At 67.4% G+C, this 18,866-nt stretch carries 18 protein-coding genes; 11 read left to right on the top strand and 7 right to left on the bottom strand.

Going from position 1 to position 18,866, the window contains the following annotated elements:
- Nucleotides 1-64 precede the first annotated feature (64 nt).
- The 4 genes from RT655_RS16245 to RT655_RS16230 all read left to right on the top strand — a co-directional run bounded on the left by RT655_RS16245 (nt 65) and on the right by RT655_RS16230 (nt 3,232).
- Entirely contained in the window at nt 65-385 is a 321-nt protein-coding gene (locus RT655_RS16245) for a hypothetical protein (protein WP_313538688.1), read from the top strand.
- 27 nt (nt 386-412) lie between these two features.
- Complete coding sequence (locus tag RT655_RS16240) at nt 413-1,081, top strand: response regulator transcription factor (RefSeq protein ID WP_064310484.1); 669 nt, start codon at nt 413-415, stop codon at nt 1,079-1,081.
- A 121-nt stretch (nt 1,082-1,202) separates the two neighbouring features.
- Nucleotides 1,203-2,510, top strand: a complete 1,308-nt coding sequence (locus RT655_RS16235; protein ID WP_313539130.1) for an ATP-binding protein — start codon at nt 1,203-1,205, stop codon at nt 2,508-2,510.
- Between the two features lie 170 nt (nt 2,511-2,680).
- Nucleotides 2,681-3,232 carry a hypothetical protein gene (locus tag RT655_RS16230; RefSeq protein ID WP_313538685.1) on the top strand — a complete coding sequence of 184 codons (552 nt, stop codon included), beginning with the start codon at nt 2,681-2,683 and terminating at the stop codon, nt 3,230-3,232.
- 44 nt (nt 3,233-3,276) lie between these two features.
- Here RT655_RS16230 and RT655_RS16225 read toward each other — a convergent pair whose 3' ends face one another.
- From RT655_RS16225 to RT655_RS16215, 3 genes are all read right to left on the bottom strand, one after another.
- Nucleotides 3,277-4,275 (bottom strand): LLM class flavin-dependent oxidoreductase, encoded by a 999-nt coding sequence (locus RT655_RS16225; RefSeq protein WP_313538683.1) that lies wholly within the window; start codon nt 4,273-4,275, stop codon nt 3,277-3,279.
- Nucleotides 4,276-4,493: 218 nt separating this feature from the next.
- Complete coding sequence (locus RT655_RS16220; protein ID WP_313538681.1) at nt 4,494-7,661, bottom strand: efflux RND transporter permease subunit; 3,168 nt, start codon at nt 7,659-7,661, stop codon at nt 4,494-4,496.
- A 12-nt stretch (nt 7,662-7,673) separates the two neighbouring features.
- The gene (locus RT655_RS16215) at nt 7,674-8,852 is read right to left on the bottom strand and encodes an efflux RND transporter periplasmic adaptor subunit (RefSeq protein WP_313538679.1); all 1,179 of its coding nucleotides are present in this window, start codon (nt 8,850-8,852) and stop codon (nt 7,674-7,676) included.
- Nucleotides 8,853-9,121: 269 nt separating this feature from the next.
- On the opposite strand from RT655_RS16215, the gene RT655_RS16210 reads away from it, so the two are divergent.
- Nucleotides 9,122-9,847 carry an SIMPL domain-containing protein gene (locus RT655_RS16210; RefSeq protein ID WP_313538678.1) on the top strand — a complete coding sequence of 242 codons (726 nt, stop codon included), beginning with the start codon at nt 9,122-9,124 and terminating at the stop codon, nt 9,845-9,847.
- Nucleotides 9,848-9,917: 70 nt separating this feature from the next.
- Here RT655_RS16210 and RT655_RS16205 read toward each other — a convergent pair whose 3' ends face one another.
- The 3 genes from RT655_RS16205 to RT655_RS16195 form a co-directional block, all read right to left on the bottom strand.
- A complete protein-coding gene (locus RT655_RS16205; protein ID WP_093298446.1) occupies nt 9,918-10,175 on the bottom strand; it encodes a GlsB/YeaQ/YmgE family stress response membrane protein in 258 nt (85 codons plus the stop codon).
- A gap of 123 nt (nt 10,176-10,298) precedes the next feature.
- On the bottom strand, nt 10,299-10,598 hold the full coding sequence (locus RT655_RS16200) for a DUF1153 domain-containing protein (protein WP_066721323.1): 300 nt from the start codon (nt 10,596-10,598) through the stop codon (nt 10,299-10,301).
- Between the two features lie 104 nt (nt 10,599-10,702).
- Nucleotides 10,703-10,930 carry a hypothetical protein gene (locus RT655_RS16195; protein ID WP_313538675.1) on the bottom strand — a complete coding sequence of 76 codons (228 nt, stop codon included), beginning with the start codon at nt 10,928-10,930 and terminating at the stop codon, nt 10,703-10,705.
- A 156-nt stretch (nt 10,931-11,086) separates the two neighbouring features.
- Here RT655_RS16195 and mnmA point away from each other — a divergent pair, with 156 nt between their 5' ends.
- The 6 genes from mnmA (at nt 11,087) to RT655_RS16165 (ending at nt 18,159) form a co-directional block, all read left to right on the top strand.
- On the top strand, nt 11,087-12,196 hold the full coding sequence (gene mnmA / locus RT655_RS16190) for a tRNA 2-thiouridine(34) synthase MnmA (RefSeq protein WP_313538673.1): 1,110 nt from the start codon (nt 11,087-11,089) through the stop codon (nt 12,194-12,196).
- Between the two features lie 149 nt (nt 12,197-12,345).
- A complete protein-coding gene (locus tag RT655_RS16185; RefSeq protein ID WP_313538671.1) occupies nt 12,346-13,359 on the top strand; it encodes a phytanoyl-CoA dioxygenase family protein in 1,014 nt (337 codons plus the stop codon).
- Between the two features lie 126 nt (nt 13,360-13,485).
- Nucleotides 13,486-14,454 carry a KpsF/GutQ family sugar-phosphate isomerase gene (locus tag RT655_RS16180; RefSeq protein WP_313538669.1) on the top strand — a complete coding sequence of 323 codons (969 nt, stop codon included), beginning with the start codon at nt 13,486-13,488 and terminating at the stop codon, nt 14,452-14,454.
- Between the two features lie 11 nt (nt 14,455-14,465).
- The gene (locus RT655_RS16175; protein ID WP_313539128.1) at nt 14,466-15,281 is read left to right on the top strand and encodes a 3-deoxy-manno-octulosonate cytidylyltransferase; all 816 of its coding nucleotides are present in this window, start codon (nt 14,466-14,468) and stop codon (nt 15,279-15,281) included.
- On the top strand, nt 15,281-16,909 hold the full coding sequence (locus RT655_RS16170) for a beta-3-deoxy-D-manno-oct-2-ulosonic acid transferase (protein WP_313538667.1): 1,629 nt from the start codon (nt 15,281-15,283) through the stop codon (nt 16,907-16,909). The genes RT655_RS16175 and RT655_RS16170 overlap by 1 nt, the downstream gene beginning before the upstream one ends.
- On the top strand, nt 16,906-18,159 hold the full coding sequence (locus RT655_RS16165; RefSeq protein ID WP_313538665.1) for a capsular biosynthesis protein: 1,254 nt from the start codon (nt 16,906-16,908) through the stop codon (nt 18,157-18,159). Before RT655_RS16170 ends, RT655_RS16165 begins: the two co-directional genes overlap by 4 nt.
- On the opposite strand, the gene RT655_RS16160 is transcribed toward RT655_RS16165, so the two are convergent.
- A complete protein-coding gene (locus tag RT655_RS16160) occupies nt 18,156-18,860 on the bottom strand; it encodes a fatty acid desaturase CarF family protein (protein WP_313538663.1) in 705 nt (234 codons plus the stop codon). The two genes, RT655_RS16165 and RT655_RS16160, sit on opposite strands and share 4 nt — an antisense overlap.
- Between the last annotated feature and the right edge of the window lie 6 nt (nt 18,861-18,866).

Genomic DNA, 18,866 nt, shown 5'->3' with positions numbered 1-18,866 from the left:
TGCCGAACCGCGGCTGACGGGCATGTTCAGGGGCTATTCAATGCCCGGACCCTATGCCATTCCCATGCCGATGTTGGTCAAACCCGTTCTGATCGCGTGTCTTGCGAGCCTCGCGCTCACGAGCCCGGTCCTCGCGCGCCCGATCGGCGCGGAACAGGATGACGGCCAGCGTGCGGCGCGGGAGCGGCGGCTTCGCGGCCAGAATCTGCCCGCGCGCGAGATCGAGCGGCGGATCATCCCGCGCATGCCGGGCGCGCAATATCTCGGGTTCGACTATGATCCCGAGCACGACGTTTACACGCTCAAGTTCCTGCGCAATGGATCGGTGATCTGGGTGGAGGTGGACGGCCATACCGGCCAGATCCTCCGGCGCATGGGCAGCTGAGCAGCTTAGAAAAGGACGGGACAGCGAATGCGACTTCTGATCGTCGAGGACGAACCCAATCTCGGGATCCAGCTGCGCACCGCGCTCGAGGGCGCGGGCTATGCCGTCGACCTCGCGACCGACGGCGAGGAAGGCCATTTCCTCGGCTCGACCGAGCAATATGACGCGATCATCCTCGACCTCGGCCTGCCCGAGATCGACGGGCTGACCGTGCTCGATCGCTGGCGCAAGGAAGGCCGCACCATGCCGGTGCTGGTGCTCACCGCGCGCGACAGCTGGTCGGACAAGGTGGCGGGGCTCGATGCCGGCGCCGACGATTATGTCGCCAAGCCGTTCCAGACCGAGGAGCTGATCGCCCGGCTGCGCGCGCTGATCCGCCGCGCCTCGGGCAACGCCTCGGCCGAGCTGACTGCGGGCGACATCCGCCTCGACACGCGCTCGGGCAAGGTCACCAAGGCCGGCGAGCCGGTGAAGCTGACAGCGCAGGAATATAAGCTGCTCAGCTACCTGCTCCACCACAAGGGCAAGGTGGTAAGCCGCACCGAGCTGATCGAGCATATCTACGACCAGGATTTCGATCGCGATTCGAACACGATCGAAGTGTTCGTCACGCGCATCCGCAAGAAGCTGGGCGCCGATGTGATCACCACCATCCGCGGCCTGGGCTACAGCCTCGACGAAGCCAGCTTCACCTGAGGCCGGGCGGGTGGACGCGACGCTGATCTCCGGCGAGGAATCCGAGGCCGCACCCGCGTCCGCCGAAGCCGACCCGCGCGAGCGCCGGCCGGTGCGTGTCACCGGCTCGGTCAGCCGGCGGATGTTGCTGGTGGCGACCACCTGGATCCTGCTGCTGCTCGTCGGCGGCGGCTATGCGCTCGACCGGGTGCTGACCAGCGCGATCACCCGCAATTTCGACGACCAGCTGGATTACCTCGTCTCGTCGATGATCGTCTCGGCCGAGGTCGGGGCCAATGGCGAAGTGGTGCTCAACCGCGAACTCGCCGACCAGCGCTTCCTCGAGCCCAATTCGGGGGCCTATTGGCAGATCAGCGGCCAGGGCTTCGAGCCGTTTCCGTCGCGCTCGCTGTGGGACCGCAAGCTCCGCGTCGATCAGGTCCACAATGATCGCGAGATGCACTTCTACGATAGCAACCAGTTTGCCGATCAGAAGTTGCGGATCGCCGAGCGGGATCTGAAGCTGCCGGGATCGCCGGTGCGCTGGCGCTTTCAGGTCGCGGAAAGCCGCGAAGTGCTCGACGCGCAGATCGCCACCGTCCGCCGCACGCTGGTGCGCAGCTTTGCGCTGCTCGGCCTGGGGCTGGTGGCGATGGCGGCGCTGCAGACCTGGTACGGGCTGCGGCCGCTGCGCAAGGTACGCCGCGAGATCGCCAGCCTGCGCGCTGGGCGGACGCAGCGGGTCGGCGGGCCGATGCCGGCCGAAGTCGGGCCGATGGTCGACGAGCTCAACGCGCTCGTCGAGCATAATGATCGCCAGGCCGAGGAGGCGCGGCGCCATGCCGGCAACCTCGCGCACGCGCTCAAGACCCCGCTCAGCGTGATCATGAATGCCGCCGCGGCGGGCCAGGACGATCTTCCCGACACCGTGATCCGCGAGGCGCGGACGATGCGGCGGCAGATCGACCACCATCTCGCCCGTGCGCGGGCGGTCGGCCGCCGCGGCAGCGCGCACAGCCGCGCCGAGGTATGGCCGTCGATCGAGGCGGTCGAGCGCGCCGTGGCGCGGCTCTACCCCAATGTCCGCATCGATGTGGACGGGGTAAAGGACGCGGTCGCGCATATCGAACGGCAGGATCTCGACGAGATCCTTGGCAACCTCGTCGAGAACGCAGCCAAATATGGCGGCGGTAGCGTGTTCGTCACCGCACGGCTCGAGGCGGGCTTTGTCGAGATCCTGGTGGAGGACGACGGCATGGGCATTCCCGAGGCCGATCGCATCCGCATCTTCGATCGCGGCGTGCGGCTCGATACCGGCAAGCCCGGCACCGGCCTCGGCATGGCGATCGTCCGCGACGTCGCCGAAATCTATGGCGGCACGGTCAGCCTGGAGGAGAGCGAGGATCTGGGCGGCCTGCTCGTTCGCCTCCGCCTGCCCGCCGCGGGCTGATTTCGCACCTGCAACATCGTGAAATTCCACTGTGATGCGCGCCGTGCAATCGGCGATCGTTGCGCTGCGGCTCGTGGATATCGCGCGCAGAACCTAAGCGACACAGCAACGGTTGTTTAACCGATATGGTGTAAACTGCGGTGGGGAATGTTCCCCATTGAAGGGCAACCATGAGCAGCATCTCTGCACTTTCCACCACCAGCGCCGCGATGCCGTCGCCGCGCGACCGCATCAACGATCGGATTTCCGGCGCGGCTTCGTCGGGTGAGATCAGCGCGACCGATCAGAGCGCGCTGTCGACCGCGCTCGACTCGATCGACTCCAGCCTCGCCTCGGAGCGGAGCAGCGGCACCAAGCCGTCGGGCGACATGAAGACGAAGATGGAGTCGTTGATCCAGGGCCAGGTCGACAACGGCACGCTCACCGAGGACCAGGCGACCGAGCTGAAGAGCATGTTCGCCAAGGGTGCGGGCGGCAAGCACGGTCCGCACGGCGCCCATGGCGGCAAGGGTCCGGAAGGCCCGCCGCCCGCGCAGGATGCCGACGCCGACACGGACGCCAGCGCCACGACGACCGCAGACGCCGCGGGCGACGCGGTTTCGCAATTCCTGAAGCAGCTGCGCGACCAGGCCGAGGAGACGACCAGCTATTCGGCGTCGGGCGACACCAGCAGGAGCAGCAGCACCAAGTCGACCGGTCTGGTCCTCGATACTTTCGCCTGACCGGCAAAGGGGGCGGTGCTGCGGGGGCATGCGCCGCCCGTTCCTCAGGCAGGCTCGACCGCGCGCATCGCCTCGGCGGCGATCTCCAGGCTGCGCTTGCGGGCTTGATGGTCGAACATCGCGCTGGTCAGCATCAGCTCGTCGGCCTGGGTGCGCTCGACAAAGGCCTCGATCTCGCGGCGCACCTTGGCGGGGCCGCCGATCGCCGACGCCGACAATACCTGATCGAGCATCGCATTGCCTTGGCTACCTAGGCTCTCGCGATAGCCCCTCACCGGCGGCGGCAGCTGGATGCCGCGCCCGGTGGTACGGATCGCGACGAACGCCTGTTGCTGCGAGCTGGCGAGATATTCCGCCTCCTCGTCGCTGTCCGCGCCGAACACGTTGAAGCCGAGCATCACATGCGGCTTGGCCAGCGCCTCGGACGGGCGGAAGTTGCGGCGGTAGACCGCGATCGCCTCGTCGAGCAGCCCCGGGGCGAAGTGCGAGGCGAAGGCATAGGGCAAGCCCAGCGCGGCGGCGAGCTGCGCGCCGAAGGTGCTTGAGCCGAGGATCCACAGCTTCACGTCCGCGCCTGCGCCCGGGGTCGCGCGGATGCCGGTGCGGCCGTCATCGGCAAAATAACTCTGCAGCTCCATCACGTCCTGCGGGAAGTCGTTGCCGTCGCTCTCGAGATTGCGGCGGATCGCGGCCGACACCCGCTGGTCCGACCCCGGCGCGCGGCCCAGGCCCAGGTCGATGCGGCCGGGGAACAGTGCGTCGAGCGTACCGAACGCCTCGGCCACCTGCAGCGGCGAATGGTTGGGAAGCATGATCCCGCCCGCGCCGATACGAATGGTGCTGGTGGCATGCCCCACATGCGCCATCACCACCGCGGTGGCCGCGCTGGCGATCCCCTCCATGCCGTGATGCTCCGCCATCCAGTAGCGCTGGAAGCCGAGTTTCTCGGCATGGGCGGCAAGGTCGGCGGCGTTAGCGAGCGCCTGGCCCACGGTGCCGCCTTGGACGACGGGCACCAGATCGAGCAGGGAATATGCAGTCATGGACAGGATGTGGGGACGCCGGGGCAGCGTTGCCAGAGGGTTAACTCTCCTCCCGCTTGCGGGAGGGGCAGGGGGAGGGTGCGTGCTGGAGGCAAGGGCGAACCTGGAAGAAGGAGCGCTGCGGTCGCAGCCACCTTTTCCACCGCTCCGCCCGCTACCCTCTCGCACCCTCCCCTAACCCCTCCCGCAAGCGGGAGGGGGATTTAGAGCCTAGTCGCTCACTCTGCCGGCTGTACCCCGTCGTCGCCGGGCTTGTGGTCGATCGCGCCAGGCGCCCCCACCGGCCCCAACACCCGGCTGCCATCGTCGCCTGGACGATAGGTGAGCAGCCGCCGCGAGAGCCGCGGCCCCAGCCAGCCTTCCAGACCCACCGCGAGGCTGAACAGCGCGGGCACGATCACCAGCGTGAGCAGCGTCGAGACGATCAGCCCGCCGATCACCACCACGCCCATCGGCGCGCGGAACGAGGAGTCGCCGTTGAGCGAGAGCGCGGTCGGCACCATGCCCGCCACCATCGCGATGGTTGTCATCACGATCGGCTGGGCGCGCTTGCGCCCGGCATCGACGATCGCCTCCATCTTGGACACGCCCTTCGCCATCTCCTCGAGCGCGAAGTCGACGAGCAGGATCGAGTTCTTGGCGACGATGCCGAACAGCATCAGCATGCCGATATAGACCGGCAGCGACACCGGCATCCCCAGGATCGCCAGCATGATCAGCCCGCCCAGCGGCGCGTTGAGCAGCGAGCCCATGTTGACGATCGGCGAGACGAAGCGGCGATACAGCAGCACCATCACCGCGAAGACCAGGAAGATGCCCGAGGCCAGCGCGACGATGAAGTTCTGGATCATCTCGCCCTGCCACTTGGCCTGACCCACCGTCATCTCGGCCACGCCCACCGGCAGCTGCTTCATGACGGGGAGATTGTGAATCTCCTTCATCACGTCGCCCGAGACATAGGGCTTGCCCGTCGCCGGGTTCATCGCGAGGTCGGCCCCCACCACCAGCCGGCGCTGGAGGTTCAGACGCTCGACCTTGGTCGGCCCCGCGGCGAAGCGGATGTCCGCCACCGCCGACAGCGGCACCGAACCGCCGGTCTGGGTCTGCACGCGCATGTTCTGCAGCGTGTCGAGCTTGGTGCGCGAATCCTGGTCGAGCGCGACGCGGATCGGGATCTGGCGATCGGACAGCGAGAATTTCGCGCTGTTCTGCTCGATGTCGCCCAGCGTCGCGACGCGGATCGCGTTGGACAGCGCCGCCGTGGTCACGCCCAGATCGGCCGCCAGGTCCAGCCGCGGCGAGATCACGATTTCCGGCCGCTGCAGATCGCCCGAGATGCGCGGCGCGACGACCGACTTGAGGCCCTCCATCTGCTTCATCAGGGTAAGCGCGGTCTTGTTGAGCAGCTCGGGATCCTCGCCGCCCAGCGTGATCGTCAGGTCGCGGCCCGACGAGCCCCAGCCGAACTGCGAGCGGAAATTGACCCGGGCATCGGGAATCGCGAGCAGCTTGGGCGCCACGCGCTTTTCGAATTCGGTGCTGGTTTCCTTGCGCTCAGCGCTCTTCTTCTCCGCAAGATCGGCGGTGACGCGGCCATTGCCCACCGAGGTGCGGGCATAGGTATGCTGCACCCCCGGCTCGGCGCGGAGAATCGTTGCGACCTGCTGGACGACGCGATCGGTCTGTTCGAGCGTGGTGCCGGGCACCATCTCGATCGTCGCCGTCACGCTGTCTTGGTCCTGCGCGGGCTGGAAGGTCTGCGGCATGCCGACGAGCAGGCCGATCGTCCCGCCCAGCGACAGCACATAGGCGAGGATCGCCACCCAGCGGTGCATCAGCGTCCATTCGAGCAGACGCACATAGATACGCATCATCACGCCGCCGCCATGTTCGACATGGCCGTGCGCCTTGAGGAAATAGGCCGCGATCATCGGCGTCAGCATGCGCGCGACCGCCAGCGACATCAGCACCGCGGCGACCACGGTCAGGCCGAAATTCTTGAAGAACTGGCCCGAGATGCCCGGCATCAGGCCCACCGGCAGGAACACCGCGACGATCGACATGGTGGTGGCAAGCACCGCGATGCCGATCTCGTCCGCGGCGTCGATCGACGCCTGATAGGCGGACTTGCCCATTCGCATGTGGCGGACGATGTTCTCGATCTCCACGATCGCGTCGTCGACCAGCACGCCCGCGACCAGGCTGAGCGCGAGCAGCGTCATCTGGTTGAGCGTGAAGCCCATCATGTCCATGAACCAGAAGCTGGGGATCGCCGAAAGCGGGATTGCCAGCGCCGAGATCACGGTCGCCCGCCAGTCGCGCAGGAACAGGAACACGACGATGACGGCGAGCACCGCGCCCTCGATCATCGCCTCCATCGCGGTGTCGAACTGCTCGTTGGCGTATTTGCTGCTGTTGTCGAGCAGCTCGAAATGCACCTTGGGGTTGTTCTTCTCGAGCGCCTGCAGCTTCTTTTGCGTCTCCTCGTAGATGGTGACGTCCGACGCGCCCTTGGCGCGCTGGATGTCGAACGAGATGACCGGATGCCCGTCATAGCGCGCGAAGTTGCGACGCTCGGCATAGCCGTCCTTCACCGATGCGATGTCGGCGAGGCGCACGGTGCGGCCGGTACCCGTCGCGATCTGGCTCTGGCCCAGCGTATAGGCGTCCTTGGCGTTGCCGACGACGCGGAGCGACTGTTCGAAGCCGGAGATCTGCGCGCGCCCGCCCGCCGCGTTGAGGTTCACCTGGCGGAGCTGCTGGTTCACCTGGCTGGCGGTCAGGCCATAGCTGGCGAGCTTGACCGGATCGAGCACGACGCTGACTTCGCGGGTCACGCCGCCGTTGCGCTGTACCGCCGCCATGCCGCTGATCGACAGCAGCTCCTTGGAAACGGTGTTGTCGATGTACCAGGAGAGCTGCTCGACCGTCATGTCGGTCGCGGTGGCGGTGAAGCTTGCGATGTCGTTGCTGCTGGCGCTGTCGACGCGGCCGACCTGCGGCTCGAGAATGCCATCGGGCAAATTGCCGCGGATCTGCTGGATCGCGCTGCGCACGTCCTCCACCGCGCGATCGATCGGGGTGCCGATCGCCAGCTGCACCACCGTCTGGGTGTTGCCTTCGGAGACGGTCGAGTTGATCTCATCGATGCCCTGCAGGCTGCGGACGGCGCTCTCGACCTTCTGGGTGATCTGCGTCTCGAGCTCGCTCGGCGCGGCGCCCGGCTGGCTGATCGAGACCCACACGATCGGGAAGTCGATGTCCGGGCTGTTGTTCACGTCCATCCGGCTGAAGCTGACCAGCCCAGCGATGGTGAGGAACAGGAACAGGACGATCGGCGGGACCGGGTTGCGGATGGCCCAGGCCGAGATGTTGCGAAAGCTCATCGCGCCGATCCCTTATTTCTTCTGCAGCTGGGGAATGACCTTCTGGCCCGGATTGAGGAACGCGCCTGCGGTCATCACCACGCGCTCGTTGCCGGTCAGCCCGCTGGCGATCCGCACGCCCTGATCCGATACGTCGCCGGTCTTCACGTCGCGGCGCACCGCTTCGTTCTTGTCGTTGAGGACATAGACATAGGTGCCCAGCTGGTCGCTCTGCACCGCCGACTGCGGCAGGATAACCGAGGTCACCGCGCCCGCGACGATGCGCGCGCTGGCGAAGCCGCCGGGGCGCAGCGCCGGGTTGTAGGGCAGCGCGATGCGGGCGATGCCGAGGCGGCTGGTGGGGTCGATCACCGGCGAAACCTGCCACACCTGGCCCTGGAAGCTGGTCTGGCTGCCGACCGGCGTCACTTCCGCCGGCGCGCCGACATGGAGCTTCTGGACATCGGATTCGGAAAGCTGGGTGCGCAGCTCGAGCTGACCGTCCATCGCCATGCGGAACAGCGTGCCCGAGCCCGAACTGACGATCTGGCCCGGCTCGATCTGGCGAGCAAGCACCAGGCCGGCTTCGGGTGCGCGAATGTCGAGCCGGCGATTGCGCGCCTGGGTCTCGGCGAGCTGCGCCCTGGCGACGCGGACGCGGGCGAGCGCCTGGTCGCGCGCGGCGGTTTTCTGATCGATATCGGCGCGAGAAATGAATCCGTTTCCGACCAGCTTTTCGGCGCGCTCGAGATTCGCCTGGGCGAGCTTGGCATCGGCCTCGGCGACGCGAATCTGCGCGGCAAGCGATTCGGCGGTCTGCGCCTGCACCGAACGATCGACCACGGCGAGTACCTGCCCCTTCTGGACCCAGCTGCCGGCATCGACCAGCACGCGGGTGACGAGGCCGCCCTCGCCCGCCACACCCACCGGCATCTCGCGCTTGGCGGCGAGGCTGCCGGTGCCGGTGACGATCGTCGAGGCGGTCTGCTGCCCCGGCGCGGACACCGTGACGGTGAGCAGCTGGCTCTGGTCCTTGCCGCCCTTCGCCGCGGGAAGAGGCTTGCTGGCGGGGCGCATCAACAGGAAGCCGGCGATCACGACCAGCACGAAGGCGCCCAGGCCGATCCACAGCCACTTGCGTCCGCGCCGCGCCGGTTCCCCCTCGAACCCGAGCTGCTCCTGCCGATCCAACATCCCTGCCTCGTAATTCATGCGCCCACCTCGTCCGGAGCGCGTACACGCCCCTCGTCGCACTGTATTATAGGAATATATCACCGGCGGCAAGGCCGGTGTAGCAACGCGCGGCGGCATGCCCGGTTGCATGTATCCGCGCAAGTGACACCCAAGAAAAAGTGCGGCTTGTGCCGGGGCTTGCAAGTAACACCAATCGTTTGTTGCCGCTGCCTCGTTCAGCCTGCGTTCGTCTGCAGGCGTCGACAAGCCGAGGCAGGATGACGACAAACCACAGGAGGAACATCCCCATGATCCGCTCTTTGCCGCTCGCCGCGCTGCTCGCGCTCGCCGCCGCGCCCCAGGCGTTCGCGCAAGTCCAGCCGGCCGCCCAGCCGATCCCGGCCGACGGCACCGTGCTCGACATCGTCGCCGAGGGCACCAGCACCCGCGTGCCCGATCTCGCGCTGATCCAGGCCGGGGTGGTCACCACCGCGCCGACCGCGGGCGAGGCGATGCAGCAGAATGCCGCGCGGATGAGCGCCGTGCTGGGCGCGCTGCGCAAGGCCGGCATCGCCGAGCGCGACCTGCAGACCAGTTCGGTCAACCTCGCGCCGCAATATCGCTACCAGGAGAACAAGCCGCCGGTGATCACCGGCTATCAGGCATCGAACCAGCTGACCGTGCGCTTCCGCGACGTGGCGAAGAGCGGTACGATCCTCGACGCGCTGGTCGCGCAGGGTGCCAACAACATTTCGGGACCGAATTTGACGCTGGCCGACGAAGACGGCGCGCTAGACGAAGCCCGGCGGGATGCGATCACCAAGGCCAAGGCGCGCGCCGCGCTCTACGCACAGGCGGCGGGGCTCAAGGTCGATCGCATCCTGCTGATTTCCGAAGCCGGCATGCCGCAGATGCCGCAGCCGGTGCCGATGCTGATGCGCGGCAAGGCGATGATGGCCGAGGCCGATACCGCGATCGTGCCCGGCGAGCAGAAGGTCACCGCCAGCGTCTCGGTGCGATTCCTGCTGAAATGATCCGGACATGAAAAAAAGGGCCGCCCCGGCTGGGACGGCCCTTTTTTGTAATCTGGCAGAAGCGGGATGCTTAACGCACCGCGCCGCGACGCACCAGGTTAACGATCGCGAGCAGGATGACCGCACCCACCAGCGAGACCAGGAAGGTCATCGGGGTGATCACGCCGCTGTTGATGTTGCCGCCAAACAGCAGGCCGCCGACGAAGGCGCCGACGATGCCGACGACGATGTTGAGGAAGACGCCCTGCTGGGCATCGGTACGCATGATGATGCTAGCAAGCCAACCGACGACGCCGCCGATGACGAGCCAAACGATAAATCCTACCATTGGTCCCTCCTTTACAAGCCCGGCGACCCGGGCGACGGAAGGGAAAATACGCGACGTGCATATTTGGTTCCGCAGCGATATTTTGCCTTGTCAAGGGAACTTTCGGGCGGAAAAACGAAAATATCAGAATTTCTGCTGGCGCTCGTACAGCGAGCGATAATGCTGGATCCGCGTGACGCGCAGGCCGGGCATGCCCGAGCGATCGATCGCGCGCTGCCAGCCGGCGAATTCCTCGACGGTGAGGCCGTAGCGATCGCACACCTCGTCCACGGTCAGCAGCCCGCCATTGACGGCGGCCACGACCTCGGCCTTGCGCCGGACCACCCAGCGGGTGGTGTTCGGCGGCGGCAGGCTGTCCAGGGTCAGCGGCTCGCCGAGCGGGCCGATCACCTTGGCAGGACGGATCTTCTGGTTCTCAATCATCTACCAAACCTCTTCGGGGCCGGCCGCCCCTGTTACGCATCGGTGAAACGGCTTTTATCCGCCTGCCTTGAACATCGGCTAAAATGGCAAGGTAAACGCGCGCTTCACGCCTCTCCCCACTGGTGCAGCGCGGTGGCGGCGGCGCGATGGAAACAGCCATCGACCGGCGCGAGCAGTGCTGCCACGGGGAGCGGCATCGAAAGCCGGGTCTGGATACGCGCGGTGCAGCTGGCGGCCTGCCGGCTCGTCACCATCGCCATCAGCACCGCCAGCCCCGTAGGGAGCATCGCAGTGCCCAAGTCGCGGTTCGGATGGGCAAAACTCAAGTCCACCAATGCGTTTCCAGTCGTCTTTCGAGCCCGGAGTATAAGCGACGAGTGCTGAAAGGGCCGTAAAGGCGCCGAAAACTTCGGCTTAACTTCCATGTCTGGCAGGTTTCCGACCGACCCGGGTGGCATCCGGAACGGGCCTGTCCTATCTGGGCGGCCATGAACCCCGGTGATTTTCAGCTAGCCGAGCCGCTTTCGGGGCGGCGCATCGTCGTCGCCATGTCCGGCGGCGTCGATTCGTCTGTCGTGGCCGCGCTGGCGGCGCGCAGCGGTGCCGAGACGATTGGCATCACCCTCCAGCTCTATGACCATGGCGAGGCGGTGGGCCGCGCAGGCAGTTGCTGCGCCGGCCGCGACATCCGCGACGCGCGCGCGGTGTGCGACAAGCTCGGCATCGCGCATTACGTCTTCGATCACGCCAGCAGCTTCCAGACGCAGGTGATCGACGACTTCGCCGACGAATATATGGCGGGCCGCACCCCTATCCCCTGCGTGAAATGCAACATGGGTCCCAAGTTCACCGATCTGTTCGCGCTCGCGCGCGACCTCGGCGCCGATTGCCTCGCCACCGGCCACTATGTCCGGCGGGTCGTGGGCCCGGCGGGTGCCGAGCTCCACCGCGCTGCCGATCCGGCGCGCGACCAGAGCTATTTCCTGTTCGCCACCACACAGGGCCAGCTCGACTATTTGCGCTTCCCGCTGGGCGGGCTGCCCAAGCCCGACGTGCGCGCGCTCGCCGGCGAGCTGGGGCTGGGCGTGGCCGGCAAGCCCGACAGCCAGGACATCTGCTTCGTACCCGACGGCGACTATGCCACGCTGGTCAAGAAGTTGCGCCCCGAGGCCGAGGCGGGGGGCGAGATTGTCGACGAGCGCGGCACGCGGCTCGGCACGCATCGCGGGTTGATCCACTTCACCGTCGGCCAGCGGCGCGGGCTGGAGATCGGCGGCGCCCCCGAGCCCTATTATGTCCTGCGCCTGGAGCCGGAGACCAAACGCGTCGTCGTCGGCCCAAGGCGCGCGCTGGCGGTGGCCGCCGCGCGGCTGGAGAACATCAACTGGCTGGCGGGCGACTATGCCGGGCCGATGACCGCCAAGGTCCGCAGCCTCGCCAAGCCGGTGCCGGCGCGGATGGAGGGGGACCGGGTGGTGTTCGAAATGCCCGAATATGGCGTCGCGCCGGGCCAGGCAGCCGTGCTCTATGCCGGCGACCGCGTGCTCGGCGGGGGCTGGATCGAGGCGACCGAGCGGGCACCGGCGTTGGCCGCGTAAACCGCTCAAGCGAAAGCTTTTTCCGCCAGTTTACGCGAAAGCGCAGATCTGCAGCTTGACCGTCGCGGCTTTTTGGCGGAACGGACAATATGGTTGCGCCGCAGCAATCAGGATGGGTCGCAGACCATCGCGTTCGAGTGAGATCTAGCATGCCTTCGATGCTGGCGGCCCCCTGGTGGGTCGCCCAACTTGCCACCGGCGCCAAGTCGTTCCGCGACAACCCCATCCTCGGATCGCGCCGCCTCAATGCCCGCGGCCTGCATCGCGCCCGGGCACGGATCGCGCATCAGCTCGCCTGGCGCCGTCGCGCCCGTCTGACTGCCGGCCTGCCCGAGGCGGACCGTGAAGCGTTCGATCGCGATGGGTTCGTCATCGTCCGCGATTTCCTCCCGCCCGAGGCGTTCGCCGCCCTGCGCGACGCAGTGCTGGCGCAGCGTTTCGCGGCGCGCGAGATGCGCCAGGGCAACACCATCACGCGGCGCATCGCGATCGGGCCGGCATTCCTGCAGGCGATCCCCCAGGCAGAGGCGCTGCTTCGCGACACTCGGTTTCGCGCGCTGTGCCGCTATGTCGGCAGCTTCCGCAGCGAGCCGCTCCATTACATCCAGACGATCCTGACCGACAGCGGCGTCCCGGAACCCGATCCGCAGACCAACCTGCATGCCGACACCTTTCACCCGACCTTGAAGACCTGGTTCTTCCTGAACGATGTCGAAGAGGCGGACGGGCCGTTTTCCTACGTTCCCGGCTCGCATCGGATGACGCCTGCCCGGCTCGATTGGGAACATGCCCGCAGCCTGATCGCGGGCACCAGCGATGATTATCTCTCGTCGCGCGGGTCGCTGCGCGTTTCGCCGGACGAACTGCCGGGCATGGGCCTGCCCCCCGCGCAGCGCTTTCCGGTGCCCGCCAACACGCTGATCGTCGCCGATACGTGCGGCTTTCACGCGCGGGTTGCCGCGACCCGGCCAAGCCGTCGCTTGGAGCTCTGGTCGTTCAGTCGACGCAACCCGTTCGTGCCGTGGACCGGTGGAGATCTGCTCAGTGTGCCAGGAATTGCGGAGCGTCGGATAGACACGATGTGGCGTATCCGTGATCGCTTTCAGCATTGGGCGGGACAACCCTGGCAACCGGCAGGTGACAAGCTGGTGCTCGATGATTGAACAGGACAGTTGGTCTTGCGTCAGAGCTTGTCGGGTGCGAGACGCACAACGGGCGTGATTGATAGCTGCCGGATCGGATGTTTTCCGATGGGTACCGGCGAGCACGGAGATCACGAGAGGAAGGGCATGGAAGTAAGCAGCGTACAAACCATCATCGACCATGGCGCGGACGTCATTCGTACCGAAGCCGCCGCGTTGACGATGCTCGCCGATGAGTTGGGTGCGGATTTCTCGGCGGCGGTCGACCTGCTGGTCGGCGCGCGCGGCCGCATCATCCTGGCTGGCATGGGCAAGTCCGGGCACATCGCCCGCAAGATCGCCGCCACCCTCTCGGCGACGGGCAGCGCCGCCTATTATCTGCATCCTGGCGAGGCCTCGCACGGCGACCTGGGCGTGATGCGCAGCGGCGACGTGCTGATCGTGCTGTCCAATTCGGGCGAAACGCCCGAGGTCGCGGCGGTGCTGACCCATGCGCAGCGTCTGTTGGTGCCGGTCATCGCAATGACCGCGGGTGCGCAATCGATGCTGGCGCGCAACGCGTCGATCACGCTCCGGCTGCCGGAATGCAGCGAGGCCTGCCCCGAAGGGGTCGCGCCGACGACATCGACGACGATGATGCTCGCGCTGGGCGACGCGCTGGCGGTGGCGGCGATGCGGATGCGCGGCACCTCGCGCAACGAGCTGGCCCACTGGCATCCCGGCGGTCGGATCGGGTGGGGCCTGCAGACGCTCGGCGCGCTGATCCGCCGTACCGAACCGCTGCCGCTGGTGCGCGCGGATACCAGCGCGCGCGACGTGGTGCTGGAGATGACGTCCTGCGGCAAGGGCGTCGCCGGCGTGGTCGATGCCGCGGGCGGCCTGATCGGCGTGATCACCGACGGCGATCTGCGTCGCTCGTTCGATCGCATGCTGCTGGCGGTGGCGGGCGAGTTGATGACTCGCGATCCGGTAACCATTACCAAGGATGCGACCGTCGACGAGGCCGTCGCGCGCATGCAGGAGAACAAGATCACCGTGCTGTTCGTGATGGAGAAGGCCGGATCGCGCCGCCCCTGGGGGCTGCTGCACATCCACGATCTGCGGCTCGGCGCCTGACCATGCCCGCAATGGAAACGATGCGAACGCCGGGCGGCGTGATCGTGATCCCGGCGCGCTATGCCTCTGCGCGCTATCCCGGCAAACCGCTGGCGCCGGTACGCGGCGCGACGGGCGTCGCACAGCCGCTGATCGCGCGGACGATCGCGGCGGCGCACGCGGCGCGGCGCAATCTGCCGCTGCACGTCGCCACCGATGACCTGCGGATCGCGGACGCAGTGCGGGCGCTGGGCGAAGCGCCGGTCATGACTCCCGAATCCTGCGCGAATGGCACCGAACGCGTCGCCGCGGCGATCGATGCGCTCGGCATCGCGCCCGATTACGTGATCAACTTCCAGGGCGACGCACTGCTGACCCCGCCCGATTTCGTCGCGGCGCTGGCCGACCGGATGGAGCAGCATCCCGACTGCGCGGTCGCCACCGTCGCCATGCGGTGTTCCGCGACCGTCTACACCCATCTGCTCGCCGACCAGGCGGCGGGCCGGAGTGGCGGCACGACTGCGGTGACCGATGCTGCCGGCCGCGCGCTGTACTTCTCCAAGCGCGTGCTGCCCTTCCTGGCCGCACCGCCGCAGGACGCGGACAATCCCGTGCTGCTGCATCTCGGCCTTTATGCCTATCGGCCCGAGGCGCTGCGCCGCTACCGTGCACTGCCGCCGTCCCCCGCCGAACTGGCCGAAGGACTGGAGCAGCTGCGCTTCCTCCACCACGGGATTCCGATCGACGTGATCGTGCTCGATGCACCCGGCTGGGACCCGATCGAGCTCAACAATCCCACCGATCTCGCGCCGATCGAGGCGACGCTCGCGACCCGCGGGATCGCCTGATGCCGCGGCCGGTGCCGGCCTTTCTGCGCATGCCGCCCTTCCCTCGGGCGCGAATCGCCCCGCTGGAGGAATCGTCTGTCGACACGGCGGCGGGCGATCCCGCAGCGGTGATCGCGCAGCTGCGGGCGCTTCGCGTCGGCGGCGGCTTCTGGCAGGCGCAGCCGGACCTCGGCACGGCGCGCGACCTGCTCTTCGCACCGCGCACGGTCGCCCAGTTGCGAACGATGCTGGGCGCCGCGCCGGGTGATGCGGGGGTGCGGGGGTTCTCGACGGGGGCGACGCAATCGGGGCTGATGCGCGCCGGCGCCGCCGATCCATGGTGGCTGGTCGCGCATGCCAAGACGGTGTTCGCCGATGCCGATAACGAGATCGCGCTGGTCGCGGCGCTCGCAGGTTGCGAACTGCGCCTGTTCGGCGCCGGGCGATTTTCGGCACTGAAGGACGGGAGCGATCCGGCGGCGCTCGAACGCGTTGTTGCGGGCGAACTGCTGGCGGGTCGCCGATACCGCGACCCGTTCACCGGAGGGTCCGCCCCGATCGCGCAGATCCTGACGCTGCTCGGCGAATGGCGCGCGCTGATCGACGCCAATCGCGATGTCACCCGCGTCCTCGGCGTCGCCGGCTGGAAGCGCGAGACGGTGGAGGCGCTGTTGTGGGGCGGCGGCCGCGGGCCGCGCTATCGGGCGGGCGGCGGGGCGGCCGGAACGACGCTGCTCTGGCGTTCGCGCGTCCCACCGGCGATGCTGGCGCGGATCGATGCTGCGGGCGGCGTCGTCGGCGAGATCGAGGACGGCTTCGTGCGATCGGTCGGCCTCGGCGCGAATTGCGTCCCACCCCTGTCGATCGCGGTCGATCGCAGCGGCGTGCATTTCGATCCCAGTCGGCCGAGCGATCTCGAGACTCTGATCCAGCACGGTGCGTTCCCGCCCGCGCTGCTCGCCCGCGCGGAGGCGCTGATCGCGCGCATCGTCGCGGAGGGTCTGAGCAAATATGGCCGTGGCGGTGCTGCGCTCACGCGCCCTGCGGGCGAACGGCGCCATGTGCTGGTTACCGGGCAGGTGGAGGACGATCGCTCCGTCCTATGCGGTGCCGCGGGGCGGACCAATCTGGATCTGCTCGTCGCCGCGCGCACGGCCGAACCTGATGCCTATCTGATTTACAAGCCACACCCCGACGTCGAGGCAGGCCACCGCAAGGGCGCAATCGAGGACTCGAAGGCGCGGGTGTATGCGGACCATATCGAGCGCGCCGCCCCCATCTCCGCGCTGCTGGACATGGTCGACGCGCTCCACGTGCTCACCTCGCTGGCCGGATTCGAGGCGTTGCTGCGCGGGAAGCAGGTCTTTACCCACGGCATCCCCTTCTATGCGGGGTGGGGCCTTACTCGGGATCTGGCCGCAATTCCGAAGCGGCGCGCCGCGCGCCGCAGCCTCACCGAGCTCGTCGCCGCAGTATTGATTCTGTATCCGCGTTATCTGGATCCGGTCACCCGCCTGCCCTGTCCGGTGGAACTATTGGTCGATCGCATGATTGCCGATGTCGCTGCCACGCCGACGTTGCTAGAACGATTGCGTACCTTGCAAGGGAAGGCTAGACGCAGCTTCGCGCGCAAGGGAACCGGGCGATGAAGCATGTGCGGCCGTTACGCCGATCCTTTCTTTTTCTTCAGGGTCCCCCGGGTCCGTTCTTCTGGCAGCTGAGTCGGGAACTGCACGCGCGCGGCTGCGCGGTGCACCGAATCAATCTCAACGGCGGCGATCGGTACGACTGGCCCGAGGGTGCCGTCGACTATTGCGGCCGCACGGGGGCGTGGCCGATCTTCTTCGATCGCTTCATCCGCGAACACGACATCACCGATCTGGTGCTCTATGGCGACTGCCGCCCGATGCACATGGCCGCGCACCAGCTCGCCAAGCTGCGCGGCGTGGCGATCCACGTCTATGAGGAAGGCTATATCCGGCCCGACTGGATGACGCTGGAGCCCGATGGCGTAAACGGCCATTCGACGCTGGAGCGCGATCCCGCCATATTGCTCGATCGGGCGCGCACGCTGCCGCCGCTGCCCGATCTGCCGACGATCACCGCCAGCTTCGGGCGACGCGCGCGCGATTCCTACTGGTATTACCACCGGGTGATCACCGGGCGATTCCGCTTTCCCTTCTACCGATCGCACCGCAAGGGCCTGATCATCGTCGAGGGCTTTGGCTGGCTGCGCAAGTTCGCGCTCAGCCGCCGCCGTGCCGCACAGGCGCAGGCGACGCTCGCAGCGGTTGCGGGCAAACCCTATTTCCTGTTCCCGCTGCAGCTTACCGGCGATTACCAGATCCGCGAACATTCGCCCTTCGGGACGATGATGACCGCGGCCGACTATGTGCTCGACAGCTTCGCCCATTGCGCCCCGCCCGAGGCGCATCTGCTGGTCAAGGGGCATCCGCTCGACTGCGGCTTCCACAACTGGCGGACCTTCCTGCACAAGCGTGCCAGGGCGCTCGGCATCGAAGACCGCGTCCATCATCTCGAAGGCGGCGACCTGAGCCGCCTGGCACGCGAAGCGCGCGGGATGGTGTGCGTCAACAGCACCTCGGGAACGCTCGCGCTCGCCGCCGGCAAGCCCGTGATCGTGCTGGGCGAGGCGATCTACGACATACCGGGCGTGACCCATCAGGGCCATCTCGACCGGTTCTGGGATGCCCCGCAGGCGCCCGACATGGCGCTATACGACGCCTTCCGCCGGGTCTTGCACGCGCACTGCCTGGTGCGGGGCGGTCTGGCGAGCGAGTCGGCGACCGAGACGTTGGTCGCGAACAGCATCGAACGGCTGCTCGGCGAGCCGATGGAAGAGATCGCCCGGGTCAGCGAGACCGCGCTGTTCATCTAGGCGGTCGGCTCGAGCCCCGCATCGTCGAACCAGCCGCGGCGGCGCCCGGCCAGGAACAGTCGATTGACCAGCGGGTTCGACCAGCCGCAATTCGTCGCGAAGTCGCGTTGCAGCGTATCGTGGTGCAGCTGGTGCGCCGCGGGCGTCATCAGCAGGCCGCAACGCCGCATTGCCCGCACGATCCACGGGTTGTGCGCGCGGTGCAGCGACCCGTGGAAATATTGCGCAAAGGCACCGCCGACCAGCAGCGCCACACCCCCCGCGGCCACCCAGCCGGGCACCAGCCCGGTAAAGGCCAGCACGTTGAGCAGCACCGAAAAGGGCAGCGCCCCCAGGATCACCGTGCTGCCGATCAACCGCCAGAGATCGCGGCGACCCAGCGCATCGGGGCGCGGATGGTGGTTCTTGAAGTCATAGACCAGCCGGTCGAGCGGGCCCACCTTCGCCATGCGCTCGCGCCACAGCGCCTTGTAATGATCGGATTCGCGCGAACCGGGGTAGAAATACAGCGCGTCCAGACCCCTGCCCGCCGGCGTCGGGCGATAATCCATGTACATGTGGACAAGGCCCGAGGCGAGATCGGCGGCGTACCAGCCGGCGAGCAGGGCCGGGATTGCCCACCAGCTCGGATCCAGCAATGCCGCGACCAGATTGGCCGCGAGCGATGCAAGGAACAGCGGCATCAGAATACGTCGCGCCATCACAGT

The organism is Sphingomonas sp. (assembly GCF_032114135.1).
Classification (GTDB): Bacteria; Pseudomonadota; Alphaproteobacteria; order Sphingomonadales; family Sphingomonadaceae; genus Sphingomonas.
Note: the sequence above shows the minus strand (reverse complement) of the source record. Positions and strands in the feature narration are given on the sequence as shown.